This is a genomic window from Serratia sp. 506_PEND (assembly GCF_001076875.1).
Taxonomy (GTDB): Bacteria; Pseudomonadota; Gammaproteobacteria; order Enterobacterales; family Enterobacteriaceae; genus Serratia; species Serratia marcescens.
Window position 1 is genome coordinate 44,442 of record NZ_JVEL01000325.1, and the last position, 20,863, is coordinate 65,304.

Consider the following 20,863-nt stretch of genomic DNA (forward strand, 5'->3'; position numbering starts at 1 on the left):
GATATTCCATGGCACGACAATTCGAGCAGAACATGACTATAGGGCTGGATGAAAATTTGCAGTGGCGTCAGAAAAGTCAGCAACTGCGGCAGGCACTGAACTGCGCGCTGGCCTGTTTGCACGCCTGTGAGCCTGACGTGATATCCCCCAGGTTGCTTCAGGACTGGGTATCTTCGGATAGGGTATCCGAGTTGTACCTTCTGATGCATACCGATCAACGTTTTGAAGAAGGACGGGAAGCGCTGGAGAGTTACCTTAACTGCCTGCCCGGTGTGCATCCTAAACACGCTGCGGCGATGAGTCCATGGCCGGAAGCCGCAGAGCGTGCCCATGATTATCTGGTTCAACTGATTACTCGGGAGAATAGGCATGAGTGAGTTTTCAACTAACCCAACAGTATCCGCCCCGACTGAAGCTCCGCCAACACCGACTGTGCCCGCCAGACCTGGCTTAATGCAACGTAAGTTGCTTTTGGGTCTAACGCTGCCCTGGCTTGCAGCGGCCGTTCTTGCTCTGGGACTTTTTGCGGCTTATCTGTTCGCTCCTTATGTGAATGGTGATGATGGCGGTTCGGCAGCTACGCAGGATGCCTTTAGTGAGGCTGAATATGGTCAATCTATGGCACCGGTGGCGTTGGCCGCTGTCGCACCGGCAGGGGGAGCGGACGCGGTTCAACTGCAGAATGACGTTGCCACCATGGTTGGCGGTGTTCGTTCTTTTGCGGAGACTAACCGCACGGCGATTTCCCGGTTGGCGGACACGGTCAAAACGCAGAGTACCGCGCTGGCCGCGCTGAAACAGCAATTGACTGACCTGCAGGCACAGAATAACCAGCTGCTCAGCAGGTTGTCTGTTCTTGAGGCAAAGCCTGCAGCTGTGGTGTCGCAGGTTAATGATCGTGCCGCACCCCGTTCTCGTTCTGCGCTTGCCGGCATGCGACTTGATGCGGTGCAAAACGGCATGGCGTGGGTGTACTGGCAAGGTAAAACCTGGGCTGTCAAAGCGGGCGATCGGCTGGGGAGGGTGACCATCACCGGTATCGATGCTCAGTCTCGTGAAGTCAGCACCAGCGCGGGCGTGCTGAAGTGAGGTAAGGGTTATGCCTAACGGAAGCGATGCTATCCAACTGTTGGTCAATCTCGCGCATAACGTGCAGGGGGCGTTTACCCGTTTGGGGTTTACGCTGGCCATGCTGTTTGCCGTGGTAGGCGCGGTGACATTTCTGGCACACCACGCCAGTGCATCACGTAAATCGCCGGGCCAGTCCGCTGGCGGCGGAAAGGTGATCGCCTGGTTGCTGTTGTGCGGAGGGTTGGCGGGGTTGGATCAGATGATCGGTGCCGCAGCCCGGCAAGTGGGTTGGCAAGGCGCTACCTTCGACGCCATCAGCTATGTGGATGTTGGCACCTTTGGCGTGGCGGCCGATGCCGCGAACGCCATGCTGACCCTGATCCGCGTCTTTGGCGTTTATGTTGCGCTGCAGGGGATGTTGACCTGGCGCCGGTCACTTAAAGATGGGCATACGGGGTTGTCGGCCAGTCAGGACGTTTCCACCGGAAGCTTGAAATTCACGCTGGGTATCATGATGGTCTGCAGTCCTTATCTGCTTGATGCCCTGCAAAAATTCCTTGGCATGCTGTAAGCCTGCCGGGTTTCATCCGCGCGTAAGCGCACTCTCACCTTCATTAATAACAATCTTCATTTTCAAGGAGTCAATCATGCCAAACGACATGATGCTGAAACTTTCCGTGCGCGCTTATTTCATTAAAACGTGGTTACGTCAGCGATTTATGGCGTTTTTGTCAGGCGCTATAGCGGTTCTACCGGTCACTGCAATGGCCGATGGTGATATTGCGGATATGGCCGACCGTGCTGCTGAAGGTGCCAAGTCCGGGATTAAGTCTGCACTTGTTATTGCACAGCTTGCCGGAGCCGTATTTGTCATTGGCGGACTGATTGCAGCAAAAAACAAGAAGGACAATCCACAGATCAAGGTCTCCCATATTATCTCGGCAATTCTGTTTGGGGTCTGCCTCATCGTGGTGCCGGAAATTATCAAACGAGCGCAAACACAGGTGGGACTGTCACCGGTCAACGTCGGTTAACGAGATACGCTCCGGATTTCCGGAGCGTTTTTTATGGAGTGAATCTATGGCACAGCGACATATTCGGGGAGATGGCCCTGTCTGCTTTTGGTTGAGAATTCGTCATGACTGAAGCTCAGTTAACGCTAGCGCCACTTTCACTGGATATCAGTGGCGATCCCCAAACACCGGTGCCGCAGCCGATGGACGGTTCACGTTGTCGATGCTGTGGCCTGCATATTAACAAACTGTGGCAGGGGGCCCGCGCAGGGTTTGATGAGCCACATGCGGTATGCACCTTATGTTACCTCTCCGGGCACCTCGACAGCCCCACCGCAGCCCATGCTCGTCTGGTCTGGCTTCCCGGTGTGTCGCTGACGAACGCCCTTCACCTGCAGCGTCAGACTTTGCTGGCGATGATTGCTGGCACCCAAACACAGCAGCGTGAGGGAAAACGCGTGTGGCGCTGGATGATACTCCATGCCCGAGAGGTTGAAGGGGCATGGGGAACGGCGCGAGTGGGAGAGTTTGCCGCAGCCATGCTGCGACTGCCCCCCGTCAAGCGGGCACGCCTGCAAGAACGATTGGTTGGCTGTGTACCTGTATTTCCCCCTGATGTGTTCGATGACCTGTCCCTGTTGTTGCCTGAGGGTAAAACAGCGGCGCAGGCCCTGACGACCTGGTGTTTCCCTACCTACCGCCGGAGTGATTTGTATGCCGAACCCGATCCGCTGGATTGAAGAGATCATTACTGCAACTTCCCGCTTTGCCGTGTCGCGGGATTTGCCCGACTACTGTGATCTGCAGACGGTGATCCGCCTGACAGATGACGACCGTATACGCCACCCCGAGCTGGCAGCTCCCTATATCTTGGTGACTGACGACGGTGATTATTGCTCGGCCTTTGCCGTCGCCGGCAGCTTTTGCGATACCGATGAAACGGCGGCGTCAGACGCGCCGTTTTCCTGGGCGGGTCGCATCAAACGTATGACCGAATCTTTGAATGCGGTGTATCGCCGACATGGCCATAAATTTAGCCTGATTTACGAGGATGATCCTTCACGCGGGGAAGAAGAGGTCAGGCGCCTTATGGCGCCTCAATACCGGTCTATTCGCCGTACCGGCATGGCGTTGAAGGAAATTCTGGATGAACGGGTGGCGAAGATCAGCCCCTGGGTGTCACGAGAACGCTGTTATCTGGTGTGTTATACCGGACGTAAGGCATTGTCTGCCCACGAACTGATGGACGAAAACAAGCGTCTCAAGGCGCTTATCCAGCAAAGCCCCGATGCGCGTTTTGGCCAAAACCCTGTTTTGGCTGAGATGGTGGGACAAAAAATCAGACATGATGCCTTTCTCAGTGGCATAGAGGCGGCATTGAGAGATAACGGCGAAGGTGTGCTGTTGAGTCGTCTTGACGCGCATTCAGTTGGGCATGCATTGCGTGAGCAAGTGGATCGGGCTGGTACCTCAGAGCACTGGCAGCCATTGTTGCCGGATGATCCCATTATGCCCCATGGCGCACGTGCTGGAGATGATCACACGCCATTCCTGGCGCCATGGCTGAACTTCCAGTTGATGAATCAGGATATTCACCCGCAGGGCAATATGTTGCACATTAACGGCGTGTGGCATGGCACCTTGTCAGTTGTCCTTGGGCCACAAACCCCTCAGTCGTTTGCGCATCTTAAAGCGTTGGTGCCGCGTGCGGTGCCCTGGCGGGTACGGATGGATGTGATGCCTGGCGGCATGTCGGCGCTGGGCGTTAAGAAAGGGACGCTCGACTTTATGGCGTTTGTGCCGACGTTACGGCCGATTTGGAAATCCATCGCTGCACTGACACAAGTTGAGAAAAATGAACCTGTCTGTGTGATGACGATAACGGCCGCGACCTGGGGGGACAGCCCGCAGGCGGTGACGCGTAATCTGACGCTACTGACGCAGGCTTTCCAGTCATGGGGGGTATGTGAAGTCACACAGACTTTCGGCGATCCGGCTCGGGCCTGGGTTTCCACTTTGGTAGCGGCCAGTAAAGGTAGCGGCCCCAACCCGCTCTACCCACCGTTATCCGAAGCACTGAACCTGGCGCCGTTGACGCGACCGGCATCTGCCTGGGAAGACGATGGCAACGCCTTGTTCCCCACGCTGGATGGCAAACTCTATCCTGTGGGGCTGGCTACCAGTAAGCAGAACAAGTTGACCAATCTGGTGTCCGGTTCTCCGGGGACGGGTAAGTCAGTGTTACTTAACGCCCTTGGCAACATTCAAATCACTAGCGCTCAGCAAAATCTGCCGTTTTTTGCTGGGGTCGATAAGGGATTTTCAATGCAAGGCCAGATTGCCTTGCTGCGCGATGCTTTGCCGCCGGAACGCAAGGATGAGGTGGTGGGTATTGTTTTGCAGAATAGTACGGCCCATTGCCGCAACCTGTTTGATATCCAGTTGGGGGCGCGTTATCCGATAGAGCCTGAACGCAACTGGATACTCGGCATGTTGACCGCCATGTGTATCGATCCCACCACCGGCGAACCCCCTAATGCCCGCGATACCCGACAAATCCTCGAGCGTGCCATCAGTAAGGCCTACACCACTAATGCAGAAGTCAGTCCGCAGGCTTATAGCCGCGGTTTACCTGGATTGGAATGTGTTGATGCGGCATTGGATAAATTGGGGCTGTTTGAACGGTTCGACGCAGACTGGTGGGATAAAGCTCTATGGTACGAAGTGCGTGATCTGCTGTTTGATGGGGGCTATGTGCGAGAGGCCCAATTGGCCCAGTTCCAGGCTGTACCTGAATTGACCGACATGACCGGTATCCTGAATCATGAAGATATTCAGGGTGCCTTCGGTAAAGTGCAGCGAGATGGTAGTCAGGAAAAGTTGCTGGAGTATATGTATCGCTGCATGAAAGACGCGGTGGGTGAATTCAAAATGCTGGCTGGGCGCACGCGGTTTGTCATTAGTCCTCGGACACGCGTGATCGCAATCGACCTCAATAACGTCATGGGGGATGACAGTAAGGCGGGGCATCTCAAAACGGGGATCATGTTCCTGTTTGCTGGCCAGGTGGCCGGCGGTGATTTCGTCCTGCCTCAGTACCGTGATGTGTTGCTTACTGCGGTCGACAAGCGTTATCACGCATTACATATCGAACGGTTGGAACAGCTGGATCAAGAGGTTAAGACCAAGGGGTATGACGAGCTGCATAACGCCAAGAAAGTGCCGTTTATTTTCCCCATGCTGGAAACCCAGGATCGTGAACAACGGAAATTCGGGGTTCGCACCGTATTGTCTTCCCAGTATATGCGTGATTTCCCTGAGGCCATACTTCGCTCGGCTAACTCATTGTTCATGATGGAAGTCGATCCGGATGACGAAGCGCTGTTGGTCGAACGCTTCAAGGTGCCGAAAGTCACCTTGCGTAACTTCCAGCGCTGCGGTACAGGCCCTGCTCCTGATGGGAGTGGCGTGCCGTTCCTGGGCATTTTCCGTATCAAGGGCGGTGGTACGTTGGCCCGGATATTGAAAAACGCGCTGGGGCCTCTTGAACTGTGGGCGCTTAACTCTTCACCGATAGACAGTTCGCTCCGGCGGCTGTTGTACGAACAGGTTGGCGGGTCAACGGCGCGTGCCATTCTGGCCGAGGCTTTCCCGCAGGGCACTGCGGAGAAGTTGATCGAGCTGCGTCGAAAGCAGGTCGGCGATGTGGATGCCGGCAATGTCACGCGCCAACTTGCCTCTGAGCTTATTGCCAAACGCGGCTATCACCTTTAAGCGAGAAAAATCATGAAATACTCTGCGACAGTGGTCGCGCTGGCGGTCAGTCTGGTACTGACCCAGCCCGCGGCCGCATATACCGTTTATGTATCCGGCAGTGCGCCGATTGAGTTCCAGGTTATGCCAGCAATGGGCACCATCAATGCCACGTTGGCAGAGATCCTCACGACGGAAACCCAGATAGGCACCGCCATCGTGCAGGCCAGCGACAAACAGGTGTCAGCGGTGACGGAGGCAGCCCGCGCACAGCGAGAGTCCGATATTTTTGGGCGTCAGACAGAGCGTCTGGAGCGTGCCCGTGACAGCTTCACGGTAACGGACAGTATCTGCAGCGAATCGGCGTCCGGCATGGCCACGCAGGTCAGTAAGCAGACCCGTTCCAGCGCCTCCCGACTGTCTGGCGGCGGGGGCGTCAGCAGCGAAATGGTGCGCAAGAGCGTGGCGTCCCTTCCGGTGGCGCCGCGTCAGGGTGGATATCGCAGTGCGGCGGTACATGCGGCTTACTGTACGGCAGAGGAAGCGGCAACCTATGGGGGGACAGACCTGTGTCCACAGGTCTCTCCGCTGCCCGGCGGTGATATCGAGCTGCGTTCCCTGATGGATGGCGCTGGCGCTGTTGGTAAGGCACCTGACCTGACCTTCAATCAAGAGCAGGTCGATGCGGCGATGGCCTACATGAAAAACTCGTCCCGCCATGATGCGGGGCGTACGCCGGGGAAAGGCGATATTCAATCGGCCACAGGCCGCGAATATCAGGGATTGCTAACACAATACAAATCAATACAGAGCGCGGCCTCGCAGCCCCAGTTGGACATGATCGCGGCCAGTCAGCCTAATCCTGCGACCCGGGATGCGTTAGGTGAGTCGTTACAGAGTCCATCGGCCAGTCAGTATTTTTCAGCGACGGCGAGCCAGGAAGCGCAAAAGTCCGGGGTGATGAGTGAGCGGGAATATGAGTCTTTCGAAGTCGGCCGACGTTACGCCAATACCGCTTATGAAACCGATCTGCAGGCGATGAATGGCGACAATCTGATGCGTGAATTGGTGCGTGTCCAGAGCCTGGGTAACTGGTTGCAATTGGGCATTAAAAACGAGTTACGCAAGGCAAATGTTATTGGCGGTCAGCAATTGGCCATGGCGGCGAAAGCACAATATGCGCCGCAGCTGCAGCAGCTTTCCAACCAGATGAGTGCGGGAGTAACGGCTAATGCAAACTGAACGTGACGATAAGAAAACCGGAACCTCCTCGTTGCGGCGTGTTGGGAAAGTAGGGCTGTCATTGGTAAACCCATTCTCTGACTTGGGCGTTATTTACCGGGGTAGCATGCGGCCGATACTGAACAACCTGGGGCGGGTAAGGGAGGTGGTTCGCGAACGTCGTCAGGTTGACCGTGAAGCTTTGACCTGGACACAAGCCGTGGCGGCAGCGGGCGTTTCGGTTGAGCAGCTTCGCACCAACTATGTCCGCATCCGGGCATTTTGGTGGTTCCTTATGCTGGTTTGCGGCGGACTCTCCTTGATTTTGTTACTGATGATCATGGTGAGTTTAGTCTCCCTGCCTGGCTCGGTCCTGCTGCGTGCGACGATTGCGTCATTGATTTTGGCGTTGTTAGGGGCTGCAGGGTTCGTGAAAGCGCTGATCGTGACGTATCGCCTGTGGCAACTCAATACGCAGCGCGTCAGTAAAGAAGAAAAGGGGACGTTCGGTGATTTCCGGTCGGAGAATCGCTGTTGCCGGCAAGTAGTGTCATTAGGCTATTGGCGCTGACAGCCCGACTGCATTTATCCCCCTTTGACGCCTCATTCACTTCCCTGCCTTCTGCCCTGCGAGCTGCCGGGGACATAATATACGGACAACACGATGAAATTTCTCAAAAGGCTGTGGTCAGCAGGCTTGCTGCTGGTCTTTTCCTGGCCGGCGTTCGCTGATGGTGTGAATTATCAGACCATCGCAGACGCTGCACAGAAAACCAATGACTTATCGCGCCAGGCGCTGGTCATGATCTTTGGGGATGTGGTTCTACATCCGTTTAACCCCGGGCAACAAACGTTGATTGGCTCGCTATTTGCCATTATTAACGGTGTGCTTTGTGCCATAGCCCTGTTTTGGTTTTTGACCGTGACGATGAAAACCGTCGTGAAGGCTGGACATGAGGGGCGTGTGTTTAATGGTGCTCGCTCGATGCTGTATCCGGTTATGACCTTTGCGGGCTTTATCACGCTGGTGCCTACAGGCTCGGGGTGGTCGATTTCGCAATTGGTGATGCTGTGGGCCGCATCGGTGATGGGCGTCGGAAGCGCTAACCTGTTGACAGATAAAGCGGCAGATATGATGGCCAGCGGGTATTCGATGGTCACGCAGCCGACCGCGCCGGCGACCCGTTCAGCTGCACGGGCCATTTTTGAAATGAACCTGTGCAAATATGCCATCAACCGCGAACTGCAGGCTCTTTATGCGTCAGGGGAAGCGAATACGCCCATGATGAGTACGAAAGGGGGCAACGGTGAGTATGAGACCGGTAATGGCAGTGCCATTTGCGGGTCGGCGAAAACACCGAACTCTGCCCGTAGCGGTGTATGGAACTTGTTGTTTGACAGCAAGGTCGATACCGACAGTGTCGTGGCGTCACAAAAGCAGGCGCTGGACAGGATGCAGGCGTCGCTGGATCGCGCGGCAATGGACTTCGTCGATACCTATTTGAGTAAACGGGATCAGGACAGTGGCAGTTTTCAGGATGTGGAAACCGACATCCAGAATGCGGCGGCCGATTATGAAGATACGGTCAACAAAGCGTTGAACCAGATCAACTACAAGGATTCGCTGCAGAGCCAACTGGTTAATCAGATCAAGAGTTATGGCTGGGTTTCTCTGGGAGCCTGGTATCACACCTTCGCGACCGCCAACAGTAAAACCAACGATGTGGCCAACGCCACGCCGATCACCAGCGGCATGAGTGGGGTGGGTGAGCACGGTACGGGAGACTTGTACAACCAGGTGTTTACCGCCTATCGCGCACAGGTACAGAACAGTACCTATACACCCCCCCTGGGAACACAAACGGAGAGCGAGATTAGTGCAGCCGGTGCAGCTCAAGAGCCCAACTCTGTATTTGTTGGCATATTAAAAAGTCCTATACAAAGGCTAACTAACTTTATAGCAACGAGAAATATAGGTGCAAACTCAGACTACACTGAGCAAGTTAACCCACTGATTAAAATGCAAGAAGTAGGCGATTATACGCTGGGTACCACAGAAACCTTGATGGCAGCCTATGCCGGCACCTGGGCGATTGCTTCGGCGGCCAGTAACTCACCGGTGGGGTGGGCAAGTAAGATCTTTGCGGTTGATGCCGGAGCAGTGGTGAAGGATGTGATGGGCGCGCTGGCACCGATGTTTTACTTCTTTATGTTTGCGCTTTTGGCTATCGGGTTCTCACTGGCGGTATTTTTGCCGGCAGTCCCTTTTGTTTTCTGGATGACGGGCTTCTTTAACTGGATTGTCAGCGTGCTGATTGGGTGCGCAGCAGGGCCAATGTGGTCAGCGACGCATCTGGGGGCAGAAGAAGACAAGGGGAGTCGCAGCGCGTATGGCTATATCTTCCTGATCGACATGATGTTGCGGCCTTCGCTGATGGTGCTGGGTTTTTTCTTTGCCTCTGTGGCGGCGATTGCCGGCGGCACGGTACTCAATCTGTTGTTTGCTTCAGCCCTGGCCAACGCCAATGCGGACTCGATTATGGGGTTGGTCAAGATGGTTGGCTGGTTGATGATATATGCGCGTATTGCCACCTTTGGCGTGACACGCTTATTCAGCTTACAGGCTTCACTGCCGGACTATGTGATTTCGTTCCTCGGCGGTCGTGAAGGGAATAATGTTATGGGCGGTTTGGTCGATAATATGAAAAATATGTTCGGTGCTGCAGGTACGGGTTCGCAGCGAATTCCTGGTATTCGTAATATGCCGAAGCGGTCTGGAAAGGGTAATGAAACTGATGGAATACAGTAGAAACCCCCTGACAAATACACAGTGGTTGGGTATAATGTATTCAATCATAGAGGAGGGAATTTTATGGCTCAGCGACTAAAAACAGGGAAAGAGTTCACTTTTTTCCTTATCAAACTTGCTTATGGGATAGTTGCTCTCCCGTGTCTGCTCATATTGGGGCTTTTATCTCTGTTTGCCATTAGTGCCCCAGGTAAGACAGGTAGCGACATATATATTATCGTTGGAACAATCTGGATGGGGGTAATAATCCCGGTTGCTGTATTCTTCTTTCATGTTTTAAAAAAGCGCCGTCTTTTGAAAATCATTACCAATGATATAAAAAATCCCGATTTCTTTATGCCAGAACATGGGTATGAGATGTTCCATGAAGGTGATGGTAAATATCTGGGTATCGATATCAAGCGCGGCACCATCCTTTACGTGCATCGTATCCGCAAAGGTGAAGTGGATGTGATTGGACTGGATATGAACGACTGGACCAATCGGGAAGTGGAAGGAAAAATGTTACGTCTTTACACCAAGCTCCCTGAGCTGCCCCGCATTGAAATTGCTACTCCGTGGGCCCAACGCTGGTTTGATACGCTGGGTTCTATGGAATTCAAGCAATATCAGCCGGCGATGCCGTTCTCTGAGTATGTTGATATTCACCGTGAGCAGCTGGAGCGTGAAAACCATATCGCGATCCCTCGCCTGGCCTGAGTCGTACCTTATCCCCCTCTAGTCACCTCATCGGGTGGCAAACACCCTTAACACCGGCTTTTAGCCGGTGTTCTTTTTTGCGAGTTCCTCTATGTATAACCGCCCATCGCAGAGCGCGTGGGACGGCGATCAAGGGCAAATGTTCCTGGCCTTCTGTGCTGCTGTTCTATTGTGCTGGCTATTTTTTGATTCGTTTGTGTACGGGAGTTGCTGGGTCTTGTACTGGCTCTGGACTGCGGTAGATGTTCCCCGCATCCATAACTGGGCCGGTGGAAAAATTAACCTGCTGGCCGACACGGCCAATCACGCCGACAGCGTTACCTTCGATGAGTGGCTTAATGTGATGAACGCCACTTCAGGTATCTTACTGTTGTTCTTGGTGCCGATCGTTGTGGCCAGCTTTATCGCGCTGGCGCAGCACCCCGTTCTGGCTTTTCGTAGCAAACGGCCTATCAATGTCCATACGTTGCCGGGCCTGGTCAGTGGCTTTGCCCCCTCAGTGATGCCTGTTCTGGCCATGGCATCCGGGCCGGATGGCCTGATGAATGATCCCGCGCCGGCGAATGTTTGGGCGCTGAAACCTGAAGACTTCACCACGCAACATCAACTCGTTCAACGCAAGACGCTCGATCGGACTGCCGCAGCGGAGGTCTTCACTGCGCAACTGGGAAAAACAATGTGCAATGTGACAAATTGGCATCCTTATGAACGCGCCCTGCTGGCAGTGTTTGGTCTGCAGGTATTCCTGAACGATCGGGCGGCGGCGTCACGGTTGCTGGATGACCTGAATCGCTCCTGTGTAGTGAGGCGCTTTTTACGACGCAAGCGGGTTTCACCTGTGCCGTTGTTCCCGTTGGCCAATGCAGCTTTTGAACGCGTGGTTCAAGCGCCAGGGGTCAACGAGTGGTTGGCTGGTCACGGGTATGTGCGCAGTGCGCTGGTTGGGTTGTATGCCCGTGACCTGCGATTGCCACCGGCGCGTTTTCGTTGGCTCAAGGGTGTTGACCGTACATTGTGGTATAGCCTGCATTCGGCAGATACCGCCAAGGTGTTTGTCGAAGGTGCCGGTATTGCTGCTCAGGCTCGGGCCGAGGTGCGCGCCGGCAAGTTGGGATTGCCTCGTCCGGGCATCATGGTGGAGCAAGCTGTTGAAGGGCTGCAGGCCGATCTGGAAAGTCTGGGTCTGGTCTATCCGTATACACCGGTGGTGATTAGTCGTCGCCAGGCGGCAGAACAGTCGGTGATGTCAGCTGTTTATGCCATTACCGACCCGCCGGACAGCGAGGAGGCAACTGCACCTTAGCGTCACTCCTCTTGATTTATCTGATCACACCCACCGAATTTTACCCCATTTGTACGCCAGGCTAATCAGGCTCTGGTGTCGACCCGTATTTGAATTAAAAGGATATTCCATGCGTGCAAAATCAAGCTATGCGCCTTTCTCCGTATACATCCGCGATAATTTGTTAGTCGTTCAACGTACTGGGGAGAACGGCGGTGGCCGTACTTTGTGTACTGTCGATCTGCGCCGCCAGCCGACTTTTTTCCTGTCTGACGCCGGGGTGATGTGCTGCGACAAGTTGGGAAATGTATTTACGGTTGAGTCCAGCGCCAATGGTGGCAACGACCAGCTGCTTGCGGCCTTGTCCGGGGCACAGCTGCAGCAGGCGGAAAAATGGCGCTCCCGATGGGGTACCCGGTTGACGATGGCCGGTGCGTTGCTGTTTGTCGGGGTCATGCTGGGTGTTTACCTGGCGCAGTCACGGGAGGTTGCACCCTTGGGGCCAGAGGTTAGCCTGGCACCACCGCCTCTGGGTTTTCCTCCGGCGCTTCCTCCGCACGCCACCACGGATGCCGTACGTCCTGAAAACCCTGTACCCGTCCAGCCAGCACGGGCGGCCGCGCCTGAAGATGGCTGGGCACTGCCGGCGTCAGTCCGGGCTACCCTGCCGCAGAAGCTGAAAAGTGCTGCCGATCGCCAATTGTTCACCGTGAACTATTCCTCTGGCCATGACCGCACCTTATACGTGTTTGCTGATCCCAACTGCCCGAATTGCCGGCATCTGGAGCCGGCATTAGTGGCTGCAGCCCATTTGGCGAACGTGGTCGTCTTCCCGGTGGCCGTGATTGGGCGCGAAAAATCCATTGCTGCTATCACCCCGGTATTGTGCTTGCCGCCGGAGCAACGGCCAGCTGCCTGGCAGGCATTATTTACTGTTGGTACGGATGGACTGCAGCTGGGTAAACAACCCCCAGTCGACAAGAAAGCCGACAGCACCTGTGATGTGGCTGAAAAGGCACTGGGCGTCAACGAGGTGGCCTATCAGGCCTATCGTATTCCGGGTACGCCATGGGTGATTGCGGATGATGGTCGTTATGTGCCCCAGGCAGTCCTGCGAGATCCAGCCCAACTGAGCCAGTTCCTGAGCGAGAAGGAGACGCCGGATGCAACCCACTGACTATGGCGTTGAACGCAACCGCGTTAACCGCCGTGTTTATCACTCAGCACTGGGGGACTGGATGTTGTCCCCGGGAGGGCTGGCGCTGGGGATGACAGGGGCTGTCATCGCCGGTGTGGTTTGGCCGGTCACATTGTGGTTAACGCTGCCCGTGATGATGTTCTGGGCGCCTGCTATGTTGATGGAGCCCTGGCAGATGCCGATGCGTATGCCTACCGATATGGAGCGACTCGACCCTTCTACACAGCGGCAGGTGCCGGGCAAGCTGTTTGGTTTCTTACCCGTGACGGTCATGCGTATCGCCATGGGCAAGGCGGCCGGCATCCTCTATCTGGGGTATCTGCGTGGGCGTGATGCGGGGCGTGAGTTGTGGTTGTCGATGGATGATATGACGCGGCACATCCTGATGTTTGGCACCACCGGTGCAGGCAAGACGGAAACGCTGCTGGGTTATGTGCTCAACCAACTCGCTCTCGGCAAGGGGCTGATTTATTCCGACGCCAAGGCACAGAATGACGTGGCGTTGGCCATTGCGTCTATGGCCCGGCGCTTTGGCCGTGAAGACGATCTGCGGATGATGAACTTCATCACTGGCGGCCGTTCGCGGGCTCAGGAGCTGCTGGAAGATGTCAAAAACCGACCGCAAACCAATACGGTCAATGCTTTTGGCATCGCTGAAGAAACCTACATCATTAACCTGATGGATTCGATGTTGCCACCGGCCGGCAACGATGGCGGCTGGCAGGAGAAAGCGCGGGCGATGATACAGGCGCTGGTGTTTGCCCTGGTGTACAAATGCCGGCGAGAAGGGACGGTGATGTCGCAGCGTACTATTCAAGCCCATCTCCCCTTGCGCAGTATTGCGCGGCTCTATATCCAGTCAGTGGAAGAGCAGTGGCATGATGAGGCGCGATTACCGCTGGAAAACTATCTGGGCACACTGGCGGGGTTTGACCTGGCCACGGTGGACTCCCCGTCAGAATGGGCGCCGGAGGCGCTTAATCAGCATGGTTACCTCATTCAGCAGTTCACCCGCATGTTGGCGCTGTTCAATGACACCTACGGTCATGTATTTGCCCGCGACGCCGGTGACATCGACCTGAGAGACGTGGTTCACAGCGATCGCATCCTCGTCATCCTTATCCCCGCACTGGAAATCTCTTCCACCGAGGCTGCTGCGCTCGGGCGACTGTATGTGTCGCAGCTGGCGATGATCCTGAGCCAGGACCTCGGTGAAAAACTGGAGGGGCGGCCGGAAGACATCATGGTCGTACGCAAGTACAAGGACAGGTTCCCCTTTCTGTGGATAGCCGATGAGGTGGGGGCCTGTTACACCGAAAAGTTGGGTGAGTTGGCTACCCAGGTCCGATCGCTGGGGTATTGCTTGTTGCTGGCCGGACAAGAAGCACAGCGGCTTAAATCTGCGGCCGGTGACCGTGTATGGACGTTGATCGCCAACATGGGCACGCGTATCACCGGCAAAATCATGGACCCGAAAGACACCCTGGAAATCCTGCAGTTGATGGCCGGCACGGAGTATTTGCCGGAAATGAGCCAGATGGTGCGTCAGAACGGCGTTATGGGCAGTCGCTGGGATGAAGACGACAAACTGCAGTTACGCGAGCAAAAGAAGGTCAGCGTGGAAGAAGTGCAGCAACTGCAGGAGGGCGAGAATATCACCCTGTTCCGGGGAGAGGTTATTCGTGGTGCTTCGCTCTATATCGCTGACGCCGACAAGTTCACGAAAGAGGCGATACAGATTAACCGTTTTATCGAGGTGGCCCCGCCGTCTCTCAATGCGCTGCTTGCGCAGGCACCGGCACCCATTCGTCGTAGCTATCCACGGGCTGACCGGATACAGCAGATAGTCCGCCGGCTGGATGCGCCGGACGCACGTTCAGATCTGGAGAACCTGCTGCTGACCGATCCCGCGCTGGCCGCCATTAATGACCTGGAAGACGAGTGGCAGTATATCTGGCGCCGACGTCCGACGGCGGCGGTCAGCACCAGTCTGCTATGGGAAACGGCACTGGCGCATCTGCCGGCACGCGGGCGAGGTTACCAAGTGCAGGCGAAAACACCGACCGCACTGGGTGTTGGGCAACCGCGTCTGATGGCCTATCAAATGCAACATATTCCGGTTGAGAAGCCGGCCGACAACACTTCAAAAGAGAAGGCAAAATGGCAACGAAAATCACAGTAAACGGCAAGACAATGGTCGTCGATGGTAATCATATCCGCGTCAGCGGTAACCAGGTGATTGCGGATGGCCAGACAGTGTCGCTGGGTGATGGGAAGGTGGTGGCTGTCGCCATTACGATTGTGGGAGACGTGCAGGTGATTGATTCCGAAGATGCTGATGTGACGGTGCAGGGGAATGTGGGTACCGTGCGCAGCACCAACGGCAACGTCAGGGCCGGTAACGTCACCGGCAACATCGAGACGCGTGCAGGTAACGTCACCTGTGGCCATGTCCAGGGCGACGTCAGCTCAAGGAACGGGAATGTGTTTTACGGGGGCGCCAAATGATGCGGACATCTCTGAAAGCCTGGTGTCTGGTCGCAACCCTGACACTGGCTCCGTGCGTCATGGCGGCGCCCTCGGTGCAGGTGGGATTCTCACCGGAAGGCAGCGCCCTGCAGCTGGTGCTGAATACACTCAATGATGCCCAGAGCAGCATCCGGCTGATGGGGTATTCGTTCACCTCCCCTGAGGTGGCGAAGGCACTGACGAGCGCCAAGCGCCGGGGTGTTGATGTGAAAGTGGTGCTGGACGCGAAGGGAAACCAGAACAAAGCCAGCCAGGCGGCGATGAATTTGCTGGTCAATGCCGGTATTCCAGTTCGTACCGTCGATAACTTCAAGATAATGCATGACAAACTGATTATCACCGACCAGGTGAATGTCGAGACCGGGTCATTCAACTATTCCCGTGCTGCGGCTCGGTCCAACTCAGAAAATGCGCTGGTGCTGCGTGATATGCCTGGCGTGGCACAAACCTACCTGGCGCACTGGCAATCGCGCTGGGATATCGGAAAGGAGTGGCGTTCGTCGTATTGAAATGTCCCCCCCATGCCTTTCTGTAACCCTATGACGGCTTGATCCTCTGGGCTCAGGTCGTCCGCTCTTCCTGCATTTTTATCTGTCATCCCGCGCCAACGGGACTGAAAAATGCTTTTTATGCTGCTAACTTACGGATTCTGTAGTACGCTTTGCCAAACGATCCTTTTCAGATCCTTGGGGAGGCAGAAATGCCACAGGTCGTAAACGCAGTTACTTCCTCATCGAAAACGAAGCGCTCTTACCGTAAAGGTAATCCTATGTCAGCTACTGAAAGGCAGTTGGCGGCGATAGCCCGTAAGCGCGAGACTCATAAAGAAGTGAATGTATTTATCAAAAATCCCATGAAAGACCAACTTCTACAGTTATGTGAAGAAGAGGGTTTAACTCAGGGACAGATGATCGAAAAACTCATTGAAATTGAGACGGGCCGCAGAAACAGCAGAATGTAAAAGGTTCACATTCTTGCTAGTTGTACTGGCGAGTGCTAGATTACTGATCGTTTGAAGAATTTTTTGGTTGGCCACGCCGTAAGGTGGCAAGGAATGGGTTCTGAGGCAGTTTGAGCCGAATCCAGAAAAGCAAAAACCCCGATAATCTTCGCTAAGTTTGGCGACTGAGAAGATTAACGGGGCTCACTTAAAACTGTATAGAAGCGTTGCTCTATGCAGGGAGTATAGTTTTATGCCTTTTAAAGGTCAACTCCTCCTGTGCAACTTAAGTGCAGGGAGTGGTGGATAACCGCTCAACCATCCAACAAGCGACATCAGCCCGTTCACGGGGCTGCTACGTTAGCAATCCTTTCCCCACCTACCAGCCTCCGAAGGCTGGGGCGAACAAACCTGCCCTTATCCGGGCGCTGGTGACGGCTGCCCGTGAGAATCAGCCTGCCAGACATGAAGCCTGGTACACCACACCCCGCGTCCAGCAGAAAACCGGACTGACGCGGCCGGTCTTTAAACGTATGAATGAACACCGGGCCAGAGCGATCAATGCGCTGATGGTGGCGATGTCCGATCGTCTGAATATTGTGACCGGCAAGGTTGAGGCCAGCGTTGAACAGCTTTCCGACTGGTGTGGGTTGTCGACCGGTAGTGGCGACAAGAAAAGTATCTCACGCGCCAGCCGGGCGATCACCACTCTGGAAGAATTGGGTGCCCTCGCTTGTGAACGTGCCTGGGATGAAGCCAGCCGTTCCCACATTCCCAAAATCATCTGGGTAACCGAGCTGTTCTTTGTCCTGATCGGTTACGAGCTGGGCAAGTATCAGGCGGCGCAGAATCAGCAGTTGGCGTGGATGAATCAAGGGCTGGTCAAACAGGGCGAAGCCCCGATAACGCTATCAGAGGCCCGCCGGCGTGCCAAGGAGCAGCATATCAAACGGGCCTTTGAACACCGGGCGCGTCACCGTTCCTTCAAACAACAGCGGCGGCAAGCGCAAAAACTGCTGCAGATGGAGCGCCAGCAGGCGCGCACTGAGATCCTTAACGGTCTGATAAAGATGTACAGCAAGGATGAGCTGGAGGCCATGGGCCACCTGGCGCTAAAGCGGCAGGTTGATCAGCGCTATCATGCCCTGCGCAAACTGGCCACGTCAGCCCCACCAGATACACCATAACCCCCTCTCTTTTGCCCGGCTTTCCGCCCTCCCGCCATTGATGCGCTTGATTGCGTAGGCCTCGGCACGCCCACTATTCCTGAATTGACTCTTAGGTACCATTTTTCTGCGGGCCAGTCAGCCAAACCGACAGCAGGTGTAAGGATCTGGCCAGTCGTTCCGAGTTTTCCACATATAGATGCAAATACTCTATGAAGATAAATGCCTACTAAGGATTACATGCAAAGTAACTGTAACTTCATTTAGACCTAAAAAGACCTTACAAGAGCTCTGCTCTGTGGATAATGCCTTCACTTGCAGCGGGTAAACCCGCGCCGCTCAGAAACGGCGCAAGCGCCTTAAAAGTAGCTCCCGCCAACGGCGGGCAAAAGTCACGCGACTAACTCATACACCTTCTCACAACTCAGCCACCCCAAAGCCGCCCCGCCCCGGGCCAAAGGCCCGGAACAGAGTGGCTTTAAGATGGATGCTGTAACTAAAATTTGTTGTGCTGTCAGAAGTGTTGCGGCAAGTCTTGTTAACACGCGCGTAAGCGCCCGTAAACGGGCACCAACGCGGAGATACGCCCCGGCGGCGGCTACGCCTTGCCGTGACCACTCCGACCGCGCAAAAACAGTTCTGTGACGCTGTTAATGGGGTTGGCTCTTCAGGACGAGGGATGGGATAGGCGAAATCTATCAAACCGGAACCGGCTTCGCCGGGTTACCGGCGACCCTCATCATTTGAGTTCTTTATGGCCATGTTTGTCGCCTTCATGCGCTAACGCGCATTAAACCCAACACTTACGATTTTATGCCTGCTCGCCGCAACCGCCTATAAGGACATCCCTCAATAGTCAATACCGATTCTTATGCGTAACATATCCGTTGATATAGATAAAAGATTGCGGACAGCGAGCCTATAAACGGTCATAAATGCAGCACGCCAATTCTGACTGGCTACGGACCCTGATGAAAGACGCACGCCGGAGACTCCATTCGAAATGCGGACATCAATCTTTTTGGATAATCTGTCCTGGCGGTTCCACGAGTACCCTCTGGCGTAGGTCCTAACCTTTAACTCATCAACAGTTACTTATCACGCGGTGGTATTATTCATTTTAATCAGTACTATACTGGAGTTCTGAATTCATCCTGCAGGTGCAACATTGCCCAACACATACGTGCATTTTTTGCCGCTATGGCGACCAGTGCCCGGCCATAACCTCGACGTTCCCGTATTTGCAAAGCCCAGCGACTGACAGGATCGTTTTTCCCTACCGCACTTGCCAGTAATGCTCTGGCTCCAAGAACCAGCAGTCTGCGCAAATAAGAGTCACCTTCCTTAGTGATCCTCCCTAGTTTCGTCTTTCCACCGGAGCTATTCTGCCTGGGTACTAACCCCAACCATGCACTAAACTGACGTCCGTTTTTAAAATCATGCCCATTGCCGATGCTGGCGACAATAGCAGTGGCTGTTGCTGGCCCTATACCTCGTAACTGCATCAATCGTTGAGCCAGTGTGTCATCCTTGGCCAGTTGTTGGATCTGGCGCTCACTTTGCACGACTCGTTCCTGAACATGATCGAGCTCGCTAATCAGCTCAGCGATAACCAGATTACAGTAACCTGGTAGCTCCTCCAGTGTCTGGTGTACTCCCTGATAAAACGTTTTGTATGTCAGGGGAAGGACTATACCAAGTTCACTCAATATGCCCCGGATTCGATTGATGAGTGCTGTTCGCTGTGCCACATAACCCTGGTGCGCCCGATGAATAAACAATTTTCCCTGTTGATCGATGGTTTTAATCGGTACGAAACGCATATTTGGTCTGGTGACTGCCTCACAGATTGCTGCGGCATCAGCAGCGTCATTTTTTCCGTGTTTGCCGCCCATCCGATATGGCGCAACAAACTTTGGTGCCATGATCCGAACCGTATGCCCCAACTTCCCGAATTCGCGGGCCCAGTGGTGAGCTCCTGAACATGCTTCCATTCCTATCAGACATGGTGGCAAATTGGCGATGAGCGCGAGCAACTTAGCGCGTCTGACGTCAGAACGAACCAGTTCAGGTTTGCCCGCCGCGTTGACACCATGCACAGCAAAGATATTTTTTGCCAGATCGATCCCAATGGTTACGATTGTCATGAGAATCTCCTTCAGGATTGGGGATAAGGACTGATACCTTATCCTGCCATTTTTACTATCCTCGAACACCTGTCAGAAGGTGATTCCTGGATGGGGATGTCCCTTTCATTCGAAATTTCCGACGCCCTGCCTAGGTTCTCAGCGGGAACCCGCCAAAATTTTGCCTGGTATGAAAAACAAGGTTATAAAGATATAATGTGACAAATTGGCATGTTTTGGGTGATTGAATATGACGGGATTCGAGTTAAAGCTTTGGCGGACGGGGCTTGACTGGACGCAGGAACGGGCTGCTGAGGAGTTTGGTATCTCGATGCGTACTTACATCCGTTATGAGCAGACTAAGCCGCCGAGGGTTATTGTGTTGGCTATCCAGGCATTGTCCCTGGTGGCCATGCTACCGGACATTGATACTCTGCCGGTTGATACTCTACGTCAACGGATCAGAATACTGGCGGGCGACATCTCCACTGGCTGAGTAAATAAATGTCGCATTTTGCAGCTTCGCCCCATAGAGCCAAATAAGTTGTCGCCGGAAGTGAAAAATGAAGCGGAATTTTCGGGGGTTCCGGCATAGACGTCATTTTCTATGCATCTGGATTTTTGCCTGTAAATCCATGAGCCGATCGGCAATTCGTGTCAGCCCCGCATGAACGTAGTCACGCTGCATGGGGGGGACGTTCTCATCGGCATTTAGCACTTTCCTGAAGTCTTCTACGCATTCCTGCCATAATTTGAACGATTGGCCTAGCCGGATTATTTGTTCATCAAACACCGACAGGGCATTGCCCTGATAAGCGAGGTATCCCCGTTCCAGGGTTGCGGCCGTGGTGAGTATCTGTTCCATGGTGTGTTTATGGGCTGCAGAGAATTCAGGCATGCCGTCATAAGATCGGGATGACCTCTGGCTCTCCTGCTCGAACGCAGTTTCCATGATGAGGGCGTAACGGTAAAACCCCGGATATTCCTGGGTTAATGCCATCAGTTCTTTATCCGTGGTGCCGGTCCAAATCTGATGCAGTTCAGGGGTATAGCCCA

20 protein-coding genes are annotated in these 20,863 nt (G+C 54.5%); 18 read left to right on the plus strand and 2 right to left on the minus strand.

The features are described 5' to 3' along the window. Positions 1–8 precede the first annotated feature (8 nt). The 17 genes from ADK28_RS09450 (at position 9) to repA (ending at position 17,702) form a co-directional block, all read left to right on the plus strand. Positions 9–377: a hypothetical protein gene (locus ADK28_RS09450; RefSeq protein ID WP_048795532.1), complete on the plus strand. Its 369-nt coding sequence runs from the start codon at positions 9–11 to the stop codon at positions 375–377. Positions 378–453: 76 nt separating this feature from the next. Then, complete coding sequence (gene traP, locus ADK28_RS09455) at positions 454–1,089, plus strand: conjugal transfer protein TraP (RefSeq protein ID WP_048795533.1); 636 nt, start codon at positions 454–456, stop codon at positions 1,087–1,089. A 10-nt stretch (positions 1,090–1,099) separates the two neighbouring features. Then, entirely contained in the window at positions 1,100–1,642 is a 543-nt protein-coding gene (traQ, locus tag ADK28_RS09460) for a conjugal transfer protein TraQ (protein ID WP_048795534.1), read from the plus strand. Positions 1,643–1,718: 76 nt separating this feature from the next. Beyond that, on the plus strand, positions 1,719–2,105 hold the full coding sequence (locus tag ADK28_RS09465) for a DUF6750 family protein (RefSeq protein ID WP_048795535.1): 387 nt from the start codon (positions 1,719–1,721) through the stop codon (positions 2,103–2,105). A gap of 104 nt (positions 2,106–2,209) precedes the next feature. Then, positions 2,210–2,824, plus strand: a complete 615-nt coding sequence (locus ADK28_RS09470) for a hypothetical protein (protein WP_048795536.1) — start codon at positions 2,210–2,212, stop codon at positions 2,822–2,824. After that, positions 2,799–5,858: a conjugal transfer protein gene (locus ADK28_RS09475; protein ID WP_048795537.1), complete on the plus strand. Its 3,060-nt coding sequence runs from the start codon at positions 2,799–2,801 to the stop codon at positions 5,856–5,858. The genes ADK28_RS09470 and ADK28_RS09475 overlap by 26 nt, the downstream gene beginning before the upstream one ends. A gap of 12 nt (positions 5,859–5,870) precedes the next feature. Continuing rightward, complete coding sequence (traW, locus tag ADK28_RS09480) at positions 5,871–7,079, plus strand: conjugal transfer protein TraW (protein WP_048795538.1); 1,209 nt, start codon at positions 5,871–5,873, stop codon at positions 7,077–7,079. Then, the gene (traX, locus tag ADK28_RS09485) at positions 7,069–7,629 is read left to right on the plus strand and encodes a conjugal transfer protein TraX (protein WP_048795539.1); all 561 of its coding nucleotides are present in this window, start codon (positions 7,069–7,071) and stop codon (positions 7,627–7,629) included. Before traW ends, traX begins: the two co-directional genes overlap by 11 nt. 93 nt (positions 7,630–7,722) lie before the next feature. Next, positions 7,723–9,867, plus strand: a complete 2,145-nt coding sequence (locus ADK28_RS09490; protein ID WP_048795540.1) for a DotA/TraY family protein — start codon at positions 7,723–7,725, stop codon at positions 9,865–9,867. A 63-nt stretch (positions 9,868–9,930) separates the two neighbouring features. Continuing rightward, the gene (excA, locus tag ADK28_RS09495) at positions 9,931–10,566 is read left to right on the plus strand and encodes a plasmid IncI1-type surface exclusion protein ExcA (protein ID WP_048795541.1); all 636 of its coding nucleotides are present in this window, start codon (positions 9,931–9,933) and stop codon (positions 10,564–10,566) included. 217 nt (positions 10,567–10,783) lie between these two features. Further along, complete coding sequence (locus tag ADK28_RS09500) at positions 10,784–11,869, plus strand: conjugal transfer protein (protein WP_204375372.1); 1,086 nt, start codon at positions 10,784–10,786, stop codon at positions 11,867–11,869. A 109-nt stretch (positions 11,870–11,978) separates the two neighbouring features. Next, positions 11,979–13,025: a DsbC family protein gene (locus ADK28_RS09505; protein WP_048795543.1), complete on the plus strand. Its 1,047-nt coding sequence runs from the start codon at positions 11,979–11,981 to the stop codon at positions 13,023–13,025. Then, positions 13,012–15,228, plus strand: coding sequence for an F-type conjugative transfer protein TrbC (gene trbC / locus ADK28_RS09510; RefSeq protein ID WP_048795544.1), 2,217 nt, complete (start codon positions 13,012–13,014; stop codon positions 15,226–15,228). The genes ADK28_RS09505 and trbC overlap by 14 nt, the downstream gene beginning before the upstream one ends. Beyond that, a complete protein-coding gene (locus ADK28_RS09515; RefSeq protein ID WP_004966284.1) occupies positions 15,207–15,554 on the plus strand; it encodes a hypothetical protein in 348 nt (115 codons plus the stop codon). Before trbC ends, ADK28_RS09515 begins: the two co-directional genes overlap by 22 nt. Beyond that, complete coding sequence (locus ADK28_RS09520) at positions 15,554–16,084, plus strand: phospholipase D family protein (RefSeq protein WP_414711741.1); 531 nt, start codon at positions 15,554–15,556, stop codon at positions 16,082–16,084. Before ADK28_RS09515 ends, ADK28_RS09520 begins: the two co-directional genes overlap by 1 nt. Positions 16,085–16,275: 191 nt before the next feature. Continuing rightward, complete coding sequence (locus ADK28_RS09525) at positions 16,276–16,536, plus strand: replication regulatory protein RepA (RefSeq protein ID WP_048795546.1); 261 nt, start codon at positions 16,276–16,278, stop codon at positions 16,534–16,536. A 281-nt stretch (positions 16,537–16,817) separates the two neighbouring features. Continuing rightward, positions 16,818–17,702 carry a plasmid replication initiator RepA gene (gene repA, locus ADK28_RS09530; RefSeq protein WP_239686231.1) on the plus strand — a complete coding sequence of 295 codons (885 nt, stop codon included), beginning with the start codon at positions 16,818–16,820 and terminating at the stop codon, positions 17,700–17,702. 1,109 nt (positions 17,703–18,811) lie between these two features. Here the strand turns inward: repA and ADK28_RS09535 are convergent. Continuing rightward, positions 18,812–19,828 carry an IS110 family transposase gene (locus ADK28_RS09535; RefSeq protein ID WP_048795547.1) on the minus strand — a complete coding sequence of 339 codons (1,017 nt, stop codon included), beginning with the start codon at positions 19,826–19,828 and terminating at the stop codon, positions 18,812–18,814. A gap of 229 nt (positions 19,829–20,057) precedes the next feature. On the opposite strand from ADK28_RS09535, the gene ADK28_RS09540 reads away from it, so the two are divergent. Beyond that, positions 20,058–20,303, plus strand: a complete 246-nt coding sequence (locus tag ADK28_RS09540; RefSeq protein ID WP_048795548.1) for a helix-turn-helix domain-containing protein — start codon at positions 20,058–20,060, stop codon at positions 20,301–20,303. A gap of 102 nt (positions 20,304–20,405) precedes the next feature. Here the strand turns inward: ADK28_RS09540 and ADK28_RS32135 are convergent. Next, on the minus strand, positions 20,406–20,863 hold a 458-nt coding region (locus tag ADK28_RS32135), incomplete at its 5' end, for a hypothetical protein (RefSeq protein ID WP_065429413.1).

Bases quoted from the DNA above. Each gene is read 5' to 3' on its own strand.
- ADK28_RS09450 (WP_048795532.1), top strand. From the start codon at position 9: ATGGCACGACAATTCGAGCAGAACATGACTATAGGGCTGGATGAAAAT.
- traP (WP_048795533.1), top strand. From the start codon at position 454: ATGCAACGTAAGTTGCTTTTGGGTCTAACGCTGCCCTGGCTTGCAGCG.
- traQ (WP_048795534.1), top strand. From the start codon at position 1,100: ATGCCTAACGGAAGCGATGCTATCCAACTGTTGGTCAATCTCGCGCAT.
- ADK28_RS09465 (WP_048795535.1), top strand. From the start codon at position 1,719: ATGCCAAACGACATGATGCTGAAACTTTCCGTGCGCGCTTATTTCATT.
- ADK28_RS09470 (WP_048795536.1), top strand. From the start codon at position 2,210: ATGACTGAAGCTCAGTTAACGCTAGCGCCACTTTCACTGGATATCAGT.
- ADK28_RS09475 (WP_048795537.1), top strand. From the start codon at position 2,799: ATGCCGAACCCGATCCGCTGGATTGAAGAGATCATTACTGCAACTTCC.
- traW (WP_048795538.1), top strand. From the start codon at position 5,871: ATGAAATACTCTGCGACAGTGGTCGCGCTGGCGGTCAGTCTGGTACTG.
- traX (WP_048795539.1), top strand. From the start codon at position 7,069: ATGCAAACTGAACGTGACGATAAGAAAACCGGAACCTCCTCGTTGCGG.
- ADK28_RS09490 (WP_048795540.1), top strand. From the start codon at position 7,723: ATGAAATTTCTCAAAAGGCTGTGGTCAGCAGGCTTGCTGCTGGTCTTT.
- excA (WP_048795541.1), top strand. From the start codon at position 9,931: ATGGCTCAGCGACTAAAAACAGGGAAAGAGTTCACTTTTTTCCTTATC.
- ADK28_RS09505 (WP_048795543.1), top strand. From the start codon at position 11,979: ATGCGTGCAAAATCAAGCTATGCGCCTTTCTCCGTATACATCCGCGAT.
- trbC (WP_048795544.1), top strand. From the start codon at position 13,012: ATGCAACCCACTGACTATGGCGTTGAACGCAACCGCGTTAACCGCCGT.
- ADK28_RS09515 (WP_004966284.1), top strand. From the start codon at position 15,207: ATGGCAACGAAAATCACAGTAAACGGCAAGACAATGGTCGTCGATGGT.
- ADK28_RS09520 (WP_414711741.1), top strand. From the start codon at position 15,554: ATGCGGACATCTCTGAAAGCCTGGTGTCTGGTCGCAACCCTGACACTG.
- ADK28_RS09525 (WP_048795546.1), top strand. From the start codon at position 16,276: ATGCCACAGGTCGTAAACGCAGTTACTTCCTCATCGAAAACGAAGCGC.
- ADK28_RS09535 (WP_048795547.1), bottom strand. From the start codon at position 19,828: ATGACAATCGTAACCATTGGGATCGATCTGGCAAAAAATATCTTTGCT.
- ADK28_RS09540 (WP_048795548.1), top strand. From the start codon at position 20,058: ATGACGGGATTCGAGTTAAAGCTTTGGCGGACGGGGCTTGACTGGACG.